Below are 16,666 nucleotides of genomic sequence, written 5' to 3'. Positions count from 1 at the left end.
CCCCGGCCAGTTCATCGACATCGGCTTCGTGGGCGACATCGAGGCGATCAACCCCGCCGTGGTCAAGGCGCTGCAGGACGACGCGTTCATCCCGGTCATCTCGCCGATCGGCTTCTCCGACGACGGCCAGGCCTACAACATCAACGCGGACGTGGTGGCCGGCAAGATGGCCGAGATCCTGAAGGCGGAGAAGCTCGTCATGATGACGAACATCCCGGGCGTGATGGACAAGCAGGGCAACCTGCTGACCGACCTGTCGGCGCGCGAGATCGACGAGCTGTTTGCCGACGGGACGATCTCGGGCGGCATGCTGCCGAAGATTTCGTCCGCGCTGGATGCGGCCAAGAGCGGCGTGAATTCGGTGCACATCGTCGATGGCCGCATCGAGCATTCGCTGCTGCTGGAAATCCTGACCGAACAGGCGTTCGGCACGATGATCCGCTCGCACTGATGCACACCACCCGGGTGGCCCGGGCGCGCCGCGCGCACGCCCGGCCACGCGAGGTGGCGCCCTCCCCACTGCACGGGGCGCCCAGGCAGCAGCCGGTCTGGCTGTTCGACCTCGACAACACCCTCCACCACGCCTCGCACGCGATCTTCCCGCAGATCAATCGGCTGATGACGGCCTACATGGCGCGCGTCCTCGGCACCGACGAGGCCACCGCCAGCCAGGTGCGTGTCGACTACTGGCGGCGCTACGGCGCCACGTTGCTGGGCCTGGTGCGCCATCATGGCGTGGACCCGGCCGACTTCCTCGCGCACGCGCATACCTTTGACGACCTGCGTGCCATGGTGCGCGCCGAGCGCGGTCTCGCCCAGCTGCTGCGCGCGCTGCCCGGGCGCAAGATCCTGCTGACGAATGCGCCGGCCGCCTACGCGCGCGAGGTGGTGCGGCACATCGGCCTGAAGCGCGCGTTCATGCGCGAGATCGCCGTTGAACACATGTGGGTGCACCGCCGCCTGCGCCCGAAGCCCGATCCGCTGATGCTGCGCCGGCTGCTGGCGCGCGAGCGGATCGCGCCATCGCGCGCCATCCTCGTGGAAGACACCCTGTCCCACCTCAAGCGCTACCGGCGCCTCGGGATCAGGACGGTGTGGGTCACGGGCTATCTGCGGAAAGTCACGCCCGCGGCTGCTGCTGGCGACCAGCAGGCTCCCGCCGCCGATGCATTGCATCCAATGCAAGCTGCCGCCATGGGCGCGCGTGCAAATTCACCACATCCACCGGCGGCCGCACCGATTTTGTTCGCCAACCGGCCCGGCTACGTGGGCGTGAAAGTAAAATCGGTGCTTCAACTACAACGAAGGCTTGTTCGACGCGGTTAGGCAGTGACGGTGTCTCCGTCGTCAGAACGGGAGAGGGGCCAGGAAGTCATGAGCAACGCGCACACGGAGTTTCCGACCGCCGAGCCGGTCGCGGAAGCCGCGATGGAAGCACCACGCGCACGCAAGCGCCCCCGGCCGGGCGAGCGCCGCGTGCAGATTCTGCAGACGCTGGCCGGCATGCTCGAGCATCCGCGTGGCGAAAAGATCACCACGGCGGGGCTTGCCGCCAAGCTCGATGTGTCGGAAGCGGCGCTGTATCGCCATTTCGCAAGCAAGGCGCAGATGTACGAAGGGCTGATCGAGTTCATCGAGCAGACCGTCTTCGGTCTCATCAACCAGATCACGCTGCGCGAGGAACACGGCCTGCGCCAGGCCCATGCGATTGCGCACATGCTGCTCTCGTTTGCCGACAAGAACCCCGGCATGACACGCGTGCTGGTCGGCGACGCGCTGGTCGGGGAAGACGAGCGCCTGCCCGAGCGCATGGCGCAGTGCCTGGACCGCATCGAGGCCTCGCTCAAGCAGAGCCTGCGCATGGCTGTCACGCAAGGCGCCTGGCCGGCCGATACCGATATCGCTTCGCGTGCGAACCTGATCGTTTGTGCGGTGCTCGGGCGCTGGCACCGGTATGCCAAGAGCGGGTTCCGCAAGTCGCCGGTGGACGGCGCCGATGCGCAGCTGCGGGTCCTGTTGAGCTGACCGGCCAACGCACGCACCCGCCAAGGCCCCGAACCTCGGGGCTTTTTTCATGGGCGCCCGCGTTCAGCCGGCGGTGCGGATGGCCTGCGCCAGCGTATGGAACCGCGCCGCGATGGCTTCGGTCTCCACGTGGCCGTACCCGAGCAGCAGGCCGGGCTGCCGGCGCGCATCGTCCTGGTAATAGCGAGAGAGCGGCCGCGTGACGACATCGTTGGCGAGCGCGCATTCGGCCACGGCCACGTCGTCGGTGCCGGCCGGCAAGCCGAGGACGAGATGCAGCCCCGACGCGCCGTCATGCACGGGCAGCGTGTCCCCGAATTCCTGCGCGATGGCGCCCAGCAGCGTCTCGCGCCGCTCCGCATACACGCCGCGCATGCGCCGGATGTGCGAGACGAAGTGCCCTTCGGCAATGAAGTCCGCCAGCACCGCCTGCGTGAGGATCTGGCCGCCCCGGAACATCTCGGACAAGCCCGTCGCAAACGCATCTGCCAGCGTCGGCGGCACGACCAGATAGCCGATCCGCAAGCTGGGGAACAGCACTTTCGAGAACGTGCCCATGTAAAGGACGCGCCCGCCTTCGTCCAGCCCTTGCAATGACGGCAGCGGGCGGCTGCCGTAGCGGAATTCGCTGTCGTAGTCGTCTTCGACGATCCATGCGTCGGTGGCGTGTGCGGTGGCGAGCAGCGCGCGGCGTCGCGCCAGGCTCATCACCGAGCCAAGTGGATATTGGTGCGAGGGCGAAACCACCATGAGCTTGGGCGGCTTGCTGCGCTGGCGTCCGCGCGTGGGGAGGTCGAAGCGCATGCCTTCGTCGTCCACCGGCAGCGGCACCGTGCGCACGCCCGCAGCGGTGAGCACGCTGCGCACGCCCCAGTAGCCCGGCTCTTCGATCCACGCACTGTCACCGGCGTCGCACAGCAATTGCGCGATGAGCTGGAGTGATGGATGGATGCCCGCGGTGATGATGATCTGCTCGGGCTCGCAGCGCACGCCGCGCGCGGTGCGCAGGTAGTCGGCCAGCGCCGTGCGCAGCGGCAGGTAGCCGGCGCCGACCGGATACGTCAGCAGCGCCGGCGACGGCTTGCGCAGCAGGCGGTTGTGCAGCCGCGACCAGATGCGTGCCGGAAACATCCGCACCTCCGGCACCCCGGGCATGAAGGCCCCCCATTGGCGCGAACTGGCGCCGGCATCGCGCACCAGGGCGCGGCCGCGTGCAGAGAGCATCGGCGCCGACGGCGTGGCGGCTTCGGTGATGGGGGAGGCCACCGAGGCGGGTGCGGGCGGCGTGTCGAGCCGGTCCGGCGCGGTGTCGGCGACGAATGTGCCGCTGCCCACGCCTGCCGAGACGTAGCCCTCCACGCCGAGCTGTTCGTACACGTGGATCACGGTGTTGCGCGCGATGCCCAGTTCCGCCGCCAGCTGCCGCGACGACGGCAGGCGCGTGCCGGGCTGCAGCTCGTCGCGCAGGATGCCTTCCTGCAGCACGCGGTACAGGCGACGGTGGTCAGGCTCGCCGCCGGGGTCGGCGCGATCGAAGCGGCGCTGGAGATAGTCGACCAGCATGCTGGCGCGGTGGGCAGGGGAATGGTCGGCCATGCGGAATGGGGAGCCGGATGCTGAAAATGGCTCCATCAGAAAAACATGATTGGGTCTTATTGTACAGAGCCAATGACGCCACACTGGCTCGCACTGCATCTTTCTTGACCCAAGCATCCGACTGCCATGAACGCCCGAGACCCGCAACAGAACGCCCAATGGAATGCCCGCCGCCTGGCCGCCACGCCGCGCGGCGTTGGTGTGATGACCGACCGCTACGCCGAACGCGCCGAGAATGCCCTGTTCTGGGACGTGGAAGGCCGACGCTACATCGACTTTGCGGCCGGCATTGCCGTGGTCAACACGGGGCACCGTCATCCGCGCCTGGTGCAGGCCGTGCGTGAGCAGCTCGACCGCTTCACGCACACCGCCTACCAGATCGTGCCGTACGGCTCCTACGTCGAACTGGCCGAACGCCTGAACACGATCACGCCGGGCTCGCATGCCAAGAAGACCGCGTTCTTCACCACCGGCGCCGAGGCCGTCGAAAACGCCATCAAGATCGCCCGCGCCCACACGGGCCGTCCGGGCGTGATCGCGCTCACGGGCGCGTTCCACGGCCGCACGTTCATGGGCATGTCGCTCACCGGCAAGGTGGTGCCCTACAAGACGGGCTTCGGGCCGTTCCCCGGCAGCATTTATCACGTACCGGCACCGGTCGCGCTGCACGGTGTGACCACGCAGGATGCGCTCGACGCGATCCAGCGCCTGTTCAAGGCCGATATCGACCCGCACCAGGTGGCGGCCATCATCTTCGAGCCGGTGCAGGGCGAAGGCGGCTTCTACCAGATGCCGGCCGATTTCGTGCGCGCCATCCGCGCGCTGTGCGACGAGCATGGCATCGTGATGATCGCCGACGAAGTGCAGACCGGCTTTGCGCGCACCGGCAAGCTGTTCGCCATGGAGCACACGGGCGTGCTGCCGGACCTGATGACAATGGCCAAGGGCCTGGCCGGCGGCCTGCCGCTGTCCGCCGTCACCGGCCGCGCCGAGATCATGGACGCCCCCGCCCCCGGCGGCCTCGGCGGCACGTATGCCGGCAACCCGCTGGCGGTGGCGGCCGCACATGCCGTGCTCGACATCATTGCCGACGAGAAGCTCTGCGAGCGCTCCGCCGCGCTGGGAGCCCGCTTGGTCGATGCGCTCAACGCTGCGAAATCCAAGCAGCCGCGCATCGCCGAAGTGCGCGGCGTGGGTGCGATGGTTGCTGTCGAGTTCAATACGCCGGACGGCAAGCCCGACGCCGACTTCACCAAGCTCGTGCAGCAACGGGCGCTCGAAGCCGGCCTGCTCCTGCTGTCGTGCGGCGTGTACGGCAACGTGATCCGCTTCCTGTTCCCGCTCACGATTGAAGACGCGGTATTCGAAGAGGGCCTTGCCATCCTGCAACGCGCACTGGAGGGCTGAAACCATGACCCGCACCGATCTGCCGGGCGCACCGATTGCATTGAAAGACCCGGGCCTGTGGCGCACGCAGGCGTTTCTCGCCGGCGCGTGGGCCGATGCGGATGACGGCGGCACGCGCGATGTCACCGACCCGGCCACCGGCCGCACCATCGGCACCGTGCCTGCGATGGGCGCCGCAGAAACGCGCCGCGCCATCGCGGCCGCGCAAGTCGCGCAGCGCGCATGGCGCAAGGTCAGCGCGCGCGACCGCGCCCGCATCCTGCGCAAGCTGGCCGACCTGATGATGGAGCACCAGCAGGACCTGGCCGCCATCCTCACGGCCGAACAGGGCAAGCCGCTGCCCGAGGCGGCAGGCGAGATCGCCTACGCCGCCTCGTTCATCGAATGGTTTGCCGAAGAGGCGCGCCGCATCTATGGCGACACGATCCCGTCGCCGCAGGGCGATCGCCGCATCGTCGTGCAGAAGGAGCCGATCGGCGTGAGCGCGGCCATCACGCCGTGGAACTTTCCCATTGCCATGCTGACGCGCAAGGTCGGCCCGGCGCTCGCCGCCGGCTGCTCGATGGTGGTCAAGCCCGCGTTGGAGACGCCCTACTCCGCGCTCGCGTTTGCGGAGCTGGCCGCGCGCGCCGGCGTGCCGAGCGGCTTGCTGTCGGTTGTCACCGGCGACTCGCAGGGGATTGGCGGTGAGCTGACCTCCAATCCGATCGTGCGCAAGCTGAGCTTCACGGGCTCCACCGCCGTTGGCCGCCTGCTGATGCGCCAATGCGCCGACGACATCAAGAAGCTGTCGCTGGAGCTCGGCGGCAACGCGCCGTTCATCGTGTTCGACGATGCGGACGTCGACGCCGCCGTGGAAGGCGCGATGGTCGCCAAGTACCGCAACGCCGGCCAGACGTGCGTGTGCGCGAACCGCTTCTATGTACAGCGCGGCATTTACGATACGTTTGCCACCAAGCTGGCCGATGCCGTGCGTGCGCTGCGCGTCGGCAACGGCACCGAGCCTGGCGTGCAGCAAGGCCCGCTGATCCACAAGCGCGCGATGGAGAAGGTGCAGCAGCATCTCGACGACGCCCTATCGCAGGGCGCGCGCGTGCTGGTGGGCGGCAAGCCGCACGCATTGTCTGCCCAGGGCGGTGCGTTCTTCGAGCCGACCGTCGTGGTCGATGCGAAACCCGGCATGCTGCTCGCGCATGAGGAAACCTTCGGCCCGCTGGCGGCGCTGATCCCGTTCGATACGGAAGACGAAGCCGTGGCCGCGGCCAACGACACCGAATTCGGCCTGGCCGCGTACTTCTACACGCGCGACCTGGGCCGCGCCTGGCGCGTGTCGGAAGCGCTGGAGTCGGGGATGGTGGGCGTCAACACCGGGCTGATCTCGACGGCCGAGGCGCCGTTCGGCGGCGTCAAGCAATCGGGCCTGGGGCGCGAAGGCTCCAAGTACGGCATCGACGAATACCTCGAGATCAAGTACATCAACATGGCCGGCCTCGGTTGAACCACCGTACGCTGCGCACCTGACGACAGGCCGGACACCAGAATCCGGCCGTCGTCGTTTTCGCCATCCGGGGGATGGAAAGCAACAAGGAAGAGACATGACAGGATCCAAGACAGGCCTGAGCTCGGGCCTCAAGCCGCGCCACGTGACCATGCTCTCGATTGCGGGCGTGATCGGTGCGGGGTTGTTCGTCGGCTCGGGGCATGCGATCGCCAAGGCGGGGCCGGCCGCCATCATCGCGTACGGCATCGCCGGCTTGCTCGTCGTGCTGGTGATGCGCATGCTTGGCGAGATGGCCGTCGTGCATCCGGACACCGGTTCGTTTTCCACCTATGCCGACCGCGCCATCGGGCATTGGGCGGGCTTCACCATCGGCTGGCTGTACTGGTGGTTCTGGGTGCTCGTCATCCCGATCGAGGCGACTGCGGCGGCGTTGATCCTCAACACATGGTTTCCGGGCGTCGCCACCTGGGTGTGGGCGTTGGGCGTGACCTTCGTGCTCACGCTCACCAATCTGTTCTCTGTCAAGAACTACGGCGAGTTCGAATTCTGGTTTGCGCTCATCAAGGTGGTGGCCATCGTCGTCTTTCTGGCGGTGGGCGGCGCGGCCGTGCTGGGCTGGCTGCCGGGCTCGGGGGTGTCGGGCGCGGCCCGGTTGTTCGATGCCGGGGGCTTCATGCCGAACGGGTTCGGCGCCGTGCTGGCCGCGTTGCTGACGACCATGTTCACGTTTCTCGGCACCGAGATCGTCACCATTGCGGCGGCGGAATCGGCGGATCCGGCCCGGCAGATCGTGCGGGCCACGCGTTCGGTCATCTGGCGCATCTGCCTGTTCTATCTCGGCTCCATCTTCGTGGTGACCTCGCTCGTTGCGTGGAACGATCCGCTGCTCGCCGCACACGGTTCGTACCAGAGGGCGCTGGAGTTGATCGGCGTGCCGCATGCCAAGGCGATCGTCGACGTGATCGTGCTGGTGTCGGTGGCGAGCTGCCGGAACTCGGCGCTGTACACGGCATCGCGCATGGTGTTCTCGCTGTCGGTGCGCGGCGACGCGCCGGCCGCCCTGCGCCGCACCGACGCCAACGGCACGCCGCGCGCCGCCGTACTGGCGTCGACCGCGTTCGGGTTTGCCACCGTCATCGCCAATTACGTGATGCCCGAGCAGGTGTTTGCCTTCCTGCTGGCGACATCCGGCGCGATTGCACTGCTGGTCTACCTCGTCATCGCGGTCTCGCAGCTGCGCATGCGGGCCGCGCTGGGCGCGTCGCGTGTGGATCTCCCGCTGCGCATGTGGCTGTTTCCGTGGCTGACATGGGCGGTCATCCTGTTCATCTGCGGGGTGCTGATCGCCATGCTGATGCTGCCGGGCCACCGCATGGAAGTAGGGGCGACGGCGTTGCTCGCGTTGCTGATCGTGGCGGCCGCGTGGCTGAACCGCCGTGCGCGGATGGCCGCACCGGAGGCCGCCGCCGCGCGCGCCCAGGCGCGCGTCACATCGTCCGCGGTCTGATCTATAATCCCCAACCTCTGGCGCGCCGATTTGACGACTGGCTTGCGGGCGCGCGGGAGTCTTCGCCACACGAATGTGGTCCTGGGCTCTCATTACAAATGCGGCTAAAGAGGTTCGGTCAGAACGCTGGGCGTCCGCCCGGCGTGCGCCACGAGAGAACCCGATTGGTTGCGTGAACAGCGTTGCCGGTCGGGTTTTTTCTTTGGCGCCATGACAGACACCCAGGCTGATCCCACCGCTGCCGCCGACACCGTGGCCGCGGTCAGTACCGATATCCGGCCGGCTTCCACGGCCCAGACAGGCAAGGCAGCCAATGCGCTGGGCCTGGTCGTGCCCGAGCGCATGCACTTTGCCGAGCCGCTGCAGTTGCGCAACGGCTCGCAGATCAGCGGCTACGACCTCATGGTCGAGACCTACGGCACGCTCAACGCGGAGCGGTCCAACGCCGTGCTCATCTGCCACGCGCTCAATGCGTCGCACCACGTGGCGGGTGTGCATGCCGAAGGCGAGGTCGGCTGGTGGGACAACATGGTCGGCCCAGGCAAGCCGGTCGATACCAACCGCTTTTTCGTCATCGGGGTGAACAACCTCGGCTCGTGCTTCGGCTCCACGGGCCCGATGAGCCCGCACCCGGAAACCGGCCAGCCGTATGGCGCGCGCTTTCCCGTGGTGACGGTGGAGGATTGGGTCAATGCCCAGGCGCGCGTCGCCGACCGCTTCGGCATCCAGCAGTTCGCGGCCGTCATGGGCGGCAGCCTCGGCGGCATGCAGGCGCTGGCGTGGAGCCTGATGTATCCGGACCGCCTGCGGCACTGCGTGGTGGTGGCATCGACGCCGAAGCTGTCCGCGCAGAACATCGCGTTCAATGAGGTGGCGCGCAGCGCGATCCTCTCCGACCCGGATTTCCACGGCGGCGACTACTACGCCCACAACGTCAAGCCCAAGCGCGGCCTGCGCGTGGCGCGCATGATCGGCCACATCACGTATCTGTCGGACGAAGACATGGCGGCCAAGTTCGGCCGCGAGCTCAAGGCCGAAGACATCCGCTTCTCGTTCGATGTCGAATTCCAGGTCGAGAGCTACCTGCGCTACCAGGGCGACAAGTTTGCCGAGTACTTCGACGCCAACACGTACCTGCTGATCACGCGCGCGCTCGATTACTTCGACCCGGCATTGGCGTACGGCGGCGATCTGACCAAGGCCGTCGCCCATACCAAGGCCAGCTACCTCGTCATCAGCTTCATGACCGACTGGCGCTTTGCCCCCGCGCGCAGCCGCGAGCTGGTCAAGGCGCTGCTCGACAACAAGCGCCCCGTAACGTACGGCGAAATCGACGCGCCGCACGGCCACGACGCCTTCCTGCTCGAAGACGCGCGCTACCACGCGCTGGTGCGCGCCTATTACGAACGCATCGCCCAGGAGATCGGCGTATGAGCACGCAAACGCTGAACACGACGCACGCGCCGGTGCCCAACATCCTGGCCGACCGCGCCGACTTTCGCGCCATCGCGCGCTGGATCGAGCCGCGCTCGACGGTGCTCGACCTCGGCTGTGCCGATGGCAGCCTGCTGAGCGTGCTGCAGCAGGAACTCGACGTGCTGGCCTATGGCATCGAGATCGACGACGCCGGTGTGCTCGCCGCCACGCAGAAGGGCGTGCATGTGATCCAGCAGAACCTGGAGGGCGGCCTGGCGCTGTTCGAGGACAAGAGCTTCGACACGGTCATCCTCTCGCAGACCCTGCAGACCATCCACAACACGGCACAGGTGCTGCGCGAGATGCTGCGCGTGGGACGCGAGTGCATCGTGTCGTTCCCGAACTTCGGCTACTGGCCGCACCGGCTGTCGATCTTCCGCGGGCGCATGCCGGTGTCGGAATCGCTCCCCTACGAGTGGTACGACACGCCCAACGTGCGCGTGCTGACCATCCGCGACTTCGAAGCGCTGGCACCCAAGGTGGGGCTTGTGATCCTGGATCGCGTGGTCCTGCACGAGGGGAACGTCGTGCGCTGGGGCGCCAACTGGCGCGGGAGCGTGGCGGTGTACCGGGTGCGCGCGGGCTGATTGCCGCGGCATCCAGGCGGCTGCGATGCGGCCGCTCGCCGAGGCCGCCGCATGCCCTGAGCGGGCGCGCTACACTGGGCCCTTCTTCCGGTGAGGAGCGCGCGATGAGCAGACAGATCCGGCGCAGAAGTCCGCGCCTGCTGCAGGCGGTGCTGGGGCTGGCGATGGGCACGGCGATGGCCTTGGCATCGGGCACGCCATCGCCAAAGGATGCGCAGGCCGATGCCGCCGCCCTCACCCAGATTGCCATCGCGCACTACGAGCAGAACGACTTCGGCCATGCCTTCGACGAGTTTGCCGAAGCGGCGCAGCGCGGCAACCGCCTCGCGCAGTTCAACTACGCGATGATGCTGATGCGCGGCGAAGGCACCGTCGCGCGGCCCGACGAGGCCGTCAAATGGTTGCGCCGCGCCGCCGACAACCAGATGACGCACGCGCAGTTCGCGTACGGTGAATTGTTCGAACGCGGCGAGCTGGTCCCGCGCTCGCTGGAAGAAGCCAACAAGTGGTATGAACGCGCCGCCACCGGAGGGCACATCGAGGCGCAGCGCGCCCTGGCCACCAACTACTTCACCGGCCGGGGCGTGCCGCGCGATTACAAGCGCGCGTTCACCTGGTACAGGAAAGCGGCTGAGGCCGGCGACGGGCCGTCGCAGTACATCGTGGGCAGCTACTACGAGCGCGGCGAACCGGGCGTGGTGCCGCAGGACATCGAACAGGCGAAGAACTGGTACGGCAAGGCGGCCGCCCAGGGCGACGTGGGCGCGCTGGCCAAGCTGCGCGAGCTGGTGGAGAAAACGTACCGCGCCAAGCATGGCGACCCGCCTGCGCCGGCGCGTCCATCGATGTAGCGCGCTGATGAAAAAACCGCCGGGCATGGCTGCATGCACCGGCGGTTTGTTTTTGGGCAGTGCGCGGGCGCCGTTTTAGCAGCAGCGCCCGACGCGGCCCTTGTAGCGTGCATCCTGGCGCTCGCGGAAGAACGCTTCGTACGTCATGACGGGCTGCCCTGGATGGGTCTCCTGCATGTGGCGCACGTAGGTGTCGTAGTCCGGCACGCCGACCATCAGGCGCAGCGTCTGGCCCAGGTAGCGGCCGAAGTTCTCGAGTTCTTCGCGCATGGCCGTACTCAGGCGCCCAGGGCTTCGTACGGCGTCTCGTTGGCGGTCGGGCGGCTGGAGGCGCGCGCCTTGAGCACCGTCTTCACGCCATACCAGGCAATGCTCACCACCACCAGCACGAACAGGCCGCACAGGAACGCATCGATGCGGTCGTTCAGCACGATCTGCTGCATCTGCGCGACCGACTTGGCCGGCGCCAGCAGCTTGCCCTCGGCGATTGCGCCCGCGTACTTGTTGGCGTGGGCCAGGAAGCCGATCTTCGGGTCCGGATCGAACAGCTTCTGCCAGCCGGCCGTGAGCGTGCAGATCAGCAGCCAGGCGGTCGGCAGCAGCGTCACCCACACGTAACGGTCGCGCTTCATCTTGACGAGCACGCAGGTGCCCAGTGTCAGCGCAATCGCGGCCAGCATCTGGTTGGAGATGCCGAACAGCGGCCACAGCGTATTGATGCCGCCCAGCGGATCGACCACGCCCTGGTACAGGAAGTAGCCCCACAGCGCGACCGTCGCGGCCGTGGCAATGAGGTTGGCGACGAGCGAATCGGTGCGCTTGAGCGCCGGCACAAACGTACCCAGCAGATCCTGCAGCATGAAGCGGCCTGCGCGCGTGCCCGCGTCCACGGCGGTCAGGATGAACAGCGCCTCGAACAGGATCGCGAAGTGGTACCAGAACGCCATCATGGCCTGGCCGCCCACGACCTGGTGCAGGATGTGGGCCATGCCGACGGCCAGCGTCGGTGCGCCGCCCGCGCGCGCGAGGATGGTGTTCTCACCGACGTCCTTGGCGGTCTGCAGCAGCACATCCGGCGTGATGACGAAACCCCACGTGGACAGCGTCTGCGCCACGGCTTCCGGCGTGCTGCCCACCAGCGCAGCGGGGCTGTTCATCGCGAAGTACACGCCGGGGTTGATGACCGATGCGGCCACCAGCGCCATGATGGCGACGAACGATTCCATCAGCATCGCGCCGTAGCCGATGAAGCGCGCCTGCGTTTCGTTCTCGAGCAGCTTCGGCGTGGTGCCCGACGAGATGAGCGAGTGGAAGCCCGACACCGCGCCGCACGCGATCGTGATGAACAGGAACGGGAACAGGTTGCCCGACCACACCGGGCCGTTGCCTTGGGCAAACTGTGTGAGCGAGGGCATCTGCATCTGCGGTGCCACGATCAGGATGCCGATGGCGAGCGCCACGATCGTGCCGATCTTCAGGAACGTCGACAGGTAATCGCGCGGGGCCAGCAGCAGCCACACCGGCAGCACCGACGCGACAAAGCCGTAGCCGATGAGCATCCAAGTGAGCGCCTTGCCGTCGAACGTGAAGAGCGGCGCCAGCGCGGCGTTCTCGTGCACGGCCTGGCCCCCGATGATGGCGAGCATCAGCAGCACGAAGCCGATGATGGAGATCTCGCCGATGCGGCCCGGGCGGATGTAGCGCACATACACGCCCATGAACAGCGCGATGGGAATCGTCGCGGCCACCGTGAACGTGCCCCACGGCGAACCGACCAGCGCCTTCACCACGATCAGCGCCAGCACGGCCAGAATGATGATCATGATGAGGAACGCGCCGAACAGCGCGATCACGCCGGGCACCGTGCCCATCTCGCTCTTGACCAGATCGCCCAGCGAGCGGCCGTCGCGGCGGGTGGAGATGAACAGCACGATGAAATCCTGCACCGCACCGGCAAAGACCACGCCGGCCAGGATCCACAGCATGCCGGGCAGGTAGCCCATCTGCGCGGCGAGCACGGGGCCGACCAGCGGGCCGGCACCGGCAATGGCCGCGAAGTGATGACCGAACAGCACGTGCTTGTTGGTCGGGACGTAGTCGAGGCCGTCGTTGTAACGCCAGGCGGGCGTCTTGCGGGTGCCGTCCAGACCGAGCACGCGGTCGGCGATGAAGCGGCTGTAGTAACGGTATGCGATCAGGTAGATGCATACGGCGGCCACCACCACCCAGAGCGCGCTGACTGCCTCGCCGCGCGCAAGCGCAACGGTGGCAAAGGCAAACGCGCCAAGAATGGCGACGACCAGCCAGATCAGGTGTTGCCTGACGAAGCTCATGTCGGTCTCCTCGAACCTTGGTCGAAGTTGCTGGATTGCGATGCGGGATGTGGGTTCATCCCTGCGGTTGGCCCTGCCCCGTGCAGGGTTTGCATGCCGCCCGGGTGGCCGGACGGCAAGGGCGTGTAGTATTTGCCAGCCTGGACGCCCCCACAAGCGGAGGACTACGCAGCACGCTTCCGTAGTTCTACGCAATCGGCGTCGACTTTCCATCGAGACTGCGCGCCACCTTGCGATGCTGCAGCGCAAGACGCCGCGTTCCGCCATGAAGCTCCGCCAGAAAATCCTGCTGCTTGCCGTCGCGCCGCTGACCATCGCCATGCTGGCGATCATGCTGACCGTGCGTCACCAGTCGATCGCGCTGGCGCGGCATGAACGGCAGCTTGTCGAATCGGCGTACCTGCAGGCCAAGGAGACCGAGCTGCGCTCTTACGTGAAGCTTGCGCAGAGCGCCATCGCCCCCTTGCTCGCGTCCGGCCGCAACGATGAGGCCACGCGCGACGAGGCCATGCGCACCCTCGCCCGCCTCGATTTCGGCACCGACGGCTATTTCTTCCTCTACGACCTGCGCGGACGCAACCTCATGCACCCGCGCCAGCCAGAGCTCGTCGGCCGCGACCTGTGGGACCTGACCGACGCCGGCGGCGAGCCCACCATCCAGAAACTCGTGGCCGCCGCGCAGGCCGGTGGGGGGTTCGTGCGCTACATGTGGGACAAGCCGTCGACGCACCAGAGCGTGCCCAAGCTCGGTTACGTCGAGCCGATCCCGCAGTGGGGCTGGATGCTCGGGACCGGCCTGTACCTCGATGACGTGGAGCAGACGCTGCGCGAGATCGACCGGCGCGCCCAGGCCAACATTGACCAGACGCTGGCCTGGGTGGTCGGCATTGCGGCGATCAGCATCCTGCTGGTGGCCGGCAGCGGCCTGGCGCTGAACGTGAGCGATCACCGCGAGGCCGACGCCAAGCTGCGGCAGCTCGCGCAGCAGGTCGTGACATCGCAGGAAGACGAGCGTGCACGCGTGTCGCGCGAGCTGCACGACGGCATCAGCCAGGTGCTGGTGTCGACCAAGCTGCTGCTGGAGACGGCGCACGGGCATCTCGAAACGGCGGCCGTGGCGCCCGCGTCGATCGAGCGGGCGGCCGGCATGCTGCGGCGTGCGCTGGATCGGCTCAACGGCGCGCTGGGCGAAGTGCGGCGTGTGTCGCACAACCTGCGCCCGGCGCTGCTCGATGATCTCGGCCTGGCGCCCGCGCTCGAACTGCTGGTGCGCGAAACGCGCGAGGCCCACGAAGGCCGGCAGCCCGAGCTGGCCATTGCGCTGGAGCTTGTCGGCCCGACCGTGCACTTGCCGGACGCGTGCAACACCGCGCTGTTCCGCATCGCGCAGGAGGCCATCTCCAACATCGAGCGCCATGCCACGCAGGCCACGCGCATCGGCGTGCTGCTCGAGAACGACGTCGACGCCGTGCGGCTGTCCATCCGCGACAACGGCCCCGGGTTCGACGTCGAGTCCGTCCAGGTCGACCCGCAGCACGGCATCGGCCTGCGCAACATGCGCGAACGCATGGCCGCGCTGGGCGGCAGCTGTACCATCGCCTCGGATGCGCACGGCACCGAGGTGTGCGCCGTCCTGCCGCACGCCGTCATCGCGCAACTCGCTTCTGCGGCACGCTCCGCATCCGTATGAGTCTGAATATGAGCACACCCGCGCCCGTCAAACTGCTCCTCGTCGATGATCACCCGCTTGTGCGCGACGGCGTGCGCGTACGGCTCGAGGCCGTGCCGCATTTTGAAGTCGTGGGCGAAGCCGGCGACGCCGAAGCGGCGCTGCAGGCCGCGCGCACGCTCGCCCCGGACCTCGCGCTGATGGACATCGGCATGCGCGGCATGAACGGCATCGCGCTCACCGAAAAGTTTGCCGAGGAGTTTCCGGAGATCGCGGTGCTGGTGCTGTCCATGCACGACAACCTCGAATATGTGCGGCAGGTCATCCGCGCCGGCGCGCGAGGCTATGTGTTGAAGGACGCGCCCGCCAGCGAACTCGTCGAGGCCATCGACGCCGTGCTGGCCGGCCGGCCGTTCTACAGCGCGCAGCTGGCGATGCGCATGGCCCAGCAGGCCGTCACGCCCACGCCGGTCGAGGCGCTCACGCCGCGCGAGCGCGACATTCTCGACGGCATCGCCAAGGGCTATGCCAACAAGCGCATCGCCGATGAACTCGGCTTGTCCGTGCGGACGGTGGAGTCGCATCGCCTGAACCTAAAGCGCAAGCTGGGCATCGAGGGGCAGGCGGAACTCGTGAAGTTTGCGGTGGAGCTGGCCAAAGGCCGCTAGGCGCCGGCCTTCAGCGCGCGTCCAGGCTTTCCACGTAGTCGCGCACCATCGCCTCGAACGAGGTGTCGCGGCCAAAGCCCATCGCATCGGCGCGGGCGGTATCGAAGCGCGCCGGCCAGCTTTGCACGATGGCCTTGATGCGCGCGTCCGGCTCCCAGCGGATGCGGCTGACCGGCGCCTCGCCCGCCACCTTGCGCAGCGCTTGCACCATGTCCCCCACGCGCACCGTGATGCCCGGCAGGTTCAGCGCACGGCGGTTGCCCCACGCCGACGCCGGCAGGCTGTACGCATGCAGCAGCGACGCCACCACCTGGCGCGGCGAGGCCAGCCACAGCTCGGTTTCGGCTTCCACCGGGCAGTTGGCCTCCTCGCCCGCCAGCGGCTCGCGGATGATGCCGCTGGCAAAGCTCGACGCGGCGCCATTCGGCTTGCCGGGGCGCACCGACACGGTCGGGATGCGCACCGCGCGGCCGTCGATGTAGCCCTTGCGCGAATACTCGCCCACCAGGAGCTCGCCCATCAGCTTCTGCACGCCGTACGACGCCTGCGGCGTGGGCGCCGTGTCGTCGGTCACGACCGCCGGCAATGGGCCGCCGAACACCGCCACCGAGCTCGCAAACAGCACGCGCGATGCGCGGCCCGTCCTGGCCTGCTGCGCGCGCAGTGCGTCCAGCAGTGCGCGCGTGCCGTCGAGGTTCACGCGCATGCCGAGATCGAAATCCGCTTCCGCCGTGCCGCTCACCACGGCGGCGAGGTGGAACACGCCGCCGACGTGTTCGTCGATCGTCCGGGCGATCAGTGTCGGGTCCGAGGCATCCCCCGTCACATAGCGCACGCGCGGGTCGGCAATCTGGCCGGGCACCTGATCCAGCACGATGAACGCCTCGACCGGCTCAGCGGTGCCGTCCGGGCCGGGCAGGCCGGGTTGCTGGAGCAGTGCGGCCAGCATGCGCTGGCCCAGAAAGCCGGCGCCGCCGGTGATGACGATGTTCATGGTGTCTCCTTGCCGCCGGTGTCGGCCGCGCGGGCCGCCTGACGGGATCTGA

15 protein-coding genes are annotated in these 16,666 nt (G+C 67.8%); 11 read left to right on the top strand and 4 right to left on the bottom strand.

Features of this window, described 5'->3' with window-relative positions; translation table 11 throughout:
- The 3 genes from argB to slmA all read left to right on the top strand — a co-directional run.
- The coding region (gene argB / locus A6M56_RS21440; RefSeq protein WP_286758412.1) for an acetylglutamate kinase at positions 1 to 451 on the top strand (451 nt) is incomplete at its 5' end.
- Positions 451 to 1,326 carry a pyrimidine 5'-nucleotidase gene (locus A6M56_RS21435; RefSeq protein ID WP_102080602.1) on the top strand — a complete coding sequence of 292 codons (876 nt, stop codon included), beginning with the start codon at positions 451 to 453 and terminating at the stop codon, positions 1,324 to 1,326. The genes argB and A6M56_RS21435, both read left to right, overlap by 1 nt.
- Before the next feature lie 48 nt (positions 1,327 to 1,374).
- A complete protein-coding gene (gene slmA, locus A6M56_RS21430; RefSeq protein WP_045785453.1) occupies positions 1,375 to 2,025 on the top strand; it encodes a nucleoid occlusion factor SlmA in 651 nt (216 codons plus the stop codon).
- 63 nt (positions 2,026 to 2,088) lie between these two features.
- On the opposite strand, the gene pdxR is transcribed toward slmA, so the two are convergent.
- Positions 2,089 to 3,588, bottom strand: a complete 1,500-nt coding sequence (gene pdxR, locus A6M56_RS21425; RefSeq protein WP_102080958.1) for a MocR-like pyridoxine biosynthesis transcription factor PdxR — start codon at positions 3,586 to 3,588, stop codon at positions 2,089 to 2,091.
- 159 nt (positions 3,589 to 3,747) lie between these two features.
- Here pdxR and gabT point away from each other — a divergent pair, with 159 nt between their 5' ends.
- The 6 genes from gabT to A6M56_RS21395 all read left to right on the top strand — a co-directional run bounded on the left by gabT (position 3,748) and on the right by A6M56_RS21395 (position 10,950).
- A complete protein-coding gene (gene gabT, locus A6M56_RS21420; RefSeq protein ID WP_102080603.1) occupies positions 3,748 to 5,028 on the top strand; it encodes a 4-aminobutyrate--2-oxoglutarate transaminase in 1,281 nt (426 codons plus the stop codon).
- Between the two features lie 4 nt (positions 5,029 to 5,032).
- Complete coding sequence (locus tag A6M56_RS21415) at positions 5,033 to 6,526, top strand: NAD-dependent succinate-semialdehyde dehydrogenase (protein ID WP_045785455.1); 1,494 nt, start codon at positions 5,033 to 5,035, stop codon at positions 6,524 to 6,526.
- A gap of 97 nt (positions 6,527 to 6,623) precedes the next feature.
- A complete protein-coding gene (gene gabP, locus A6M56_RS21410; RefSeq protein WP_286758411.1) occupies positions 6,624 to 8,036 on the top strand; it encodes a GABA permease in 1,413 nt (470 codons plus the stop codon).
- A gap of 210 nt (positions 8,037 to 8,246) precedes the next feature.
- The gene (gene metX / locus A6M56_RS21405; protein ID WP_045785457.1) at positions 8,247 to 9,470 is read left to right on the top strand and encodes a homoserine O-succinyltransferase MetX; all 1,224 of its coding nucleotides are present in this window, start codon (positions 8,247 to 8,249) and stop codon (positions 9,468 to 9,470) included.
- On the top strand, positions 9,467 to 10,099 hold the full coding sequence (metW, locus tag A6M56_RS21400) for a methionine biosynthesis protein MetW (protein ID WP_045785458.1): 633 nt from the start codon (positions 9,467 to 9,469) through the stop codon (positions 10,097 to 10,099). Before metX ends, metW begins: the two co-directional genes overlap by 4 nt.
- A 104-nt stretch (positions 10,100 to 10,203) precedes the next feature.
- Positions 10,204 to 10,950, top strand: a complete 747-nt coding sequence (locus A6M56_RS21395) for a tetratricopeptide repeat protein (RefSeq protein ID WP_062737590.1) — start codon at positions 10,204 to 10,206, stop codon at positions 10,948 to 10,950.
- Positions 10,951 to 11,025: 75 nt separating this feature from the next.
- On the opposite strand, the gene A6M56_RS21390 is transcribed toward A6M56_RS21395, so the two are convergent.
- Positions 11,026 to 11,220, bottom strand: a complete 195-nt coding sequence (locus A6M56_RS21390) for a YbdD/YjiX family protein (protein ID WP_045785460.1) — start codon at positions 11,218 to 11,220, stop codon at positions 11,026 to 11,028.
- 8 nt (positions 11,221 to 11,228) lie between these two features.
- Positions 11,229 to 13,283, bottom strand: coding sequence for a carbon starvation CstA family protein (locus A6M56_RS21385; protein WP_045785461.1), 2,055 nt, complete (start codon positions 13,281 to 13,283; stop codon positions 11,229 to 11,231).
- Positions 13,284 to 13,548: 265 nt separating this feature from the next.
- On the opposite strand from A6M56_RS21385, the gene A6M56_RS21380 reads away from it, so the two are divergent.
- Positions 13,549 to 14,973 (top strand): cache domain-containing protein, encoded by a 1,425-nt coding sequence (locus A6M56_RS21380; protein ID WP_045787724.1) that lies wholly within the window; start codon positions 13,549 to 13,551, stop codon positions 14,971 to 14,973.
- A gap of 8 nt (positions 14,974 to 14,981) precedes the next feature.
- Positions 14,982 to 15,620: a response regulator gene (locus A6M56_RS21375; protein ID WP_096745609.1), complete on the top strand. Its 639-nt coding sequence runs from the start codon at positions 14,982 to 14,984 to the stop codon at positions 15,618 to 15,620.
- Between the two features lie 10 nt (positions 15,621 to 15,630).
- Here A6M56_RS21375 and denD read toward each other — a convergent pair whose 3' ends face one another.
- On the bottom strand, positions 15,631 to 16,614 hold the full coding sequence (denD, locus tag A6M56_RS21370) for a D-erythronate dehydrogenase (protein WP_045785462.1): 984 nt from the start codon (positions 16,612 to 16,614) through the stop codon (positions 15,631 to 15,633).
- Positions 16,615 to 16,666 lie beyond the last annotated feature (52 nt).

The organism is Ralstonia sp. RL, from assembly GCF_001683835.1.
Classification (GTDB): domain Bacteria; phylum Pseudomonadota; class Gammaproteobacteria; order Burkholderiales; family Burkholderiaceae; genus Ralstonia; species Ralstonia mannitolilytica.
This window is presented reverse-complemented; position numbering and strand designations above follow the sequence as displayed.